We start from the raw sequence: 2,403 nt of genomic DNA on the forward strand, positions 1-2,403 counted from the left end.
GACGGTAAAATTAAGTGGATTCTTGAAAGCGTCGTATCGATAAGATATAAGGGAAAGAGAGCCGTATTAGGAAACTTCGTGGATATAACCGAAAGAAAGGAGCTCGAAGAGATGAACGAAAAGCTTTTAGAGTACACAACTCATCTAAACAGAATGCTCAGACACGATTTAAAGAACGTGCTTTCAGCCATCTCGCTCTCCTCAGAATTGCTTAGAGACTCTGGAGTTGAGAACAGGGCTGTAGATCTCATAGAGAGATCTATAGAGAGGGGATTCGAGATCATAGAATCTGCCAAAGAGACCGAAGAAATAATAAGAACTGGAAAGCTCAAAGAAATAAATCTCAAGGACGTCTTAGCGAGGATTGAGGAATGTTTCAAGGACGTGGAAGTTAAAGCCGAGGATGTAATCATCTTAGCTGACGACACGATTTTCAACGTGCTATCGAATTTGATAGAAAATGCGTTCAAACACGGAGGGGCGAAGAAGGTGAGGATTTCGGTAAGAAAAGAAGACGATTTTGCTGTAATAACTGTGGAGGATGACGGAAAAGGAATTCCAAAAGAAATCAGAGAAAAGATATTCGATTACGGTTTTAGTTATGGCAAGAAGGCTGGAAGTGGCGTGGGGTTGTACGTTGTCAGAAGAGCTGTAGAACGGTGGGGTGGTAAAATTAGCGTTGGAGAAAGCGAGCTTGGTGGAGCTAAGTTTATTATAAAGCTTGGGTGCGTCGAATGCCTACGGAAAAAGCCCTTCTGAAGGAAGTAATAGAACTTTTAAGAGAGAGCGAAGAGAAATACAGGAGAATTTTTGAGAATTCCAACCTCGCTATAATCTTGGTTGACAAAGACGGGACGATTAGGGAAGCAAATGCAATGGCGGAAAAAATATTCGGAAAAATATTGGGAAAGAACGTCAGAAGATTGAGTGAACGAGTTTTTTCCGCTGTAAACAGGAGCATATACGAGGACAGCCTTATAGAATTCGAAGAAAAATATCTCAACAGGTATCTTAAAGTTCTCGTTGCGCCGGTGGAAATTGGAGGGAAGCCGGAAGCCATTGTAATATGCGATGACATAACCGATCTTGTAACGTATCAGGGGATCTTAAAATCCCTTTTGGAGGTGGAGAGAAAGATCTTATTGGAAAAAGACGTGAAAAAGATTTTTGAGTTCGCCGAAAAAGTTCTTGTAAAAAATATCGGATATGAGAGGCTGCTTGTTGCTGAAATTGATAAAGAAAAGCTGAAATTCCCAAAAATAACGATTACCAATTACAAGGAAATCGGAATGAAGTGTGTTGAGGCAGTTTTAAAAACGGGGAAGCCGGTAGTTGCGAATACGGAAAAGAGCAAATCATGCAAAAGCTGCAAGTTTGCTGAAGACAAAGGTTTTGTAACAATGGTATTCCCGGTTTTCGGTGGCGATCAAAAATACATGCTCTTCATCCTTTCCAAGAGAGAACCAAGTGATGAAGAAGTCGATCTGTTGTTAACGACAACTGAAAGCATATCCTTTAAGATAAAAGCCTTGAAAATGGAGAAAGAAAAAGAAGAGGCTCTAAAAGCGGTTTTGGAAAGCGTGAGAATTTACAGCGAGCTGATAGATCAGATAAGGAACCACATCACGGTAATAAAGGGTCTCGTAGAATATAAAGAGGATCTTCTGAAGAAGTTTGGAGAGAAGTTTTACGAAATTATAGCAGAAAGGGCTGAAATGACGAACGAGCTCTTAAAAGAGATAGATAAAGATTGGGTGGAATTGGAAAAGCTAATTGAAAAAATTACTCCTCCTTCTTCTCAAGAGTGATCTCTATCGTCGAGACGTTTACTTTCCTTCCCTGCTCGCTTTCAAGCTCTTCGGTGTCTATTTTTATGTTCGTCACGTCCACGTTTGGCAAAAATCTGTTTCTGACGATCTCCGCCACGTCAACAGCCCTGCTTATCGCCTTTCCTCTCGCCTTAATAACGACTTTCGTCGCTCCTTCATTGAATTGCGTTAATGTCGCGAGAACGTAGTTCATTATCGGCTTTGTCCCGACGAATACTGTTCCCTCGCTCATGTTCATGCGGAGAACATTTCGTTATTTAAGTTTTGCTGGAAATGCTAACTCAACAACAACTTTACAACTCTTTTATTAGTTACCCCGCAACTTCCAACTACGAAGGTCAAAATTACGAGGAATTATCAGATTGCTATACCGGCTGAGATCGGGAACAAAGTGCGGTTAAAGCTGAGAGATATGCTGAAGGTTAATTACGATGAGAAAAGGGGGCGAGATGATTTTAAGAAAGCTTGGCGAGGAAAGGAAAAGGTTAAGAGTGGGAAGGAAGCTAACTCCAGATGAAATAGGGCTGCTGATTTCCTAAGGGTTGGGAAGCAGCTTATGAAAGCTGTTATAGAC

The 2,403-nt window shown here is 41.1% G+C and carries 3 protein-coding genes; 2 read left to right on the forward strand and 1 reads right to left on the reverse strand.

Going from position 1 to position 2,403, the window contains the following annotated elements:
* Together F7C14_RS06020 and F7C14_RS06025 are read left to right on the forward strand one after the other, a co-directional pair.
* A partial coding sequence (locus F7C14_RS06020) for a PAS domain-containing sensor histidine kinase (protein ID WP_290900883.1) occupies positions 1-759 on the forward strand: 759 nt, incomplete at its 5' end.
* Positions 735-1,808 carry a PAS domain S-box protein gene (locus tag F7C14_RS06025; RefSeq protein WP_290900885.1) on the forward strand — a complete coding sequence of 358 codons (1,074 nt, stop codon included), beginning with the start codon at positions 735-737 and terminating at the stop codon, positions 1,806-1,808. The genes F7C14_RS06020 and F7C14_RS06025, both read left to right, overlap by 25 nt.
* Here the strand turns inward: F7C14_RS06025 and albA are convergent.
* Positions 1,783-2,061 carry a DNA-binding protein Alba gene (albA, locus tag F7C14_RS06030; RefSeq protein WP_290900887.1) on the reverse strand — a complete coding sequence of 93 codons (279 nt, stop codon included), beginning with the start codon at positions 2,059-2,061 and terminating at the stop codon, positions 1,783-1,785. The two genes, F7C14_RS06025 and albA, sit on opposite strands and share 26 nt — an antisense overlap.
* Positions 2,062-2,403 lie beyond the last annotated feature (342 nt).

It is taken from the genome of Ferroglobus sp. (assembly GCF_015521575.1).
Taxonomy (GTDB): domain Archaea; phylum Halobacteriota; class Archaeoglobi; order Archaeoglobales; family Archaeoglobaceae; genus Ferroglobus.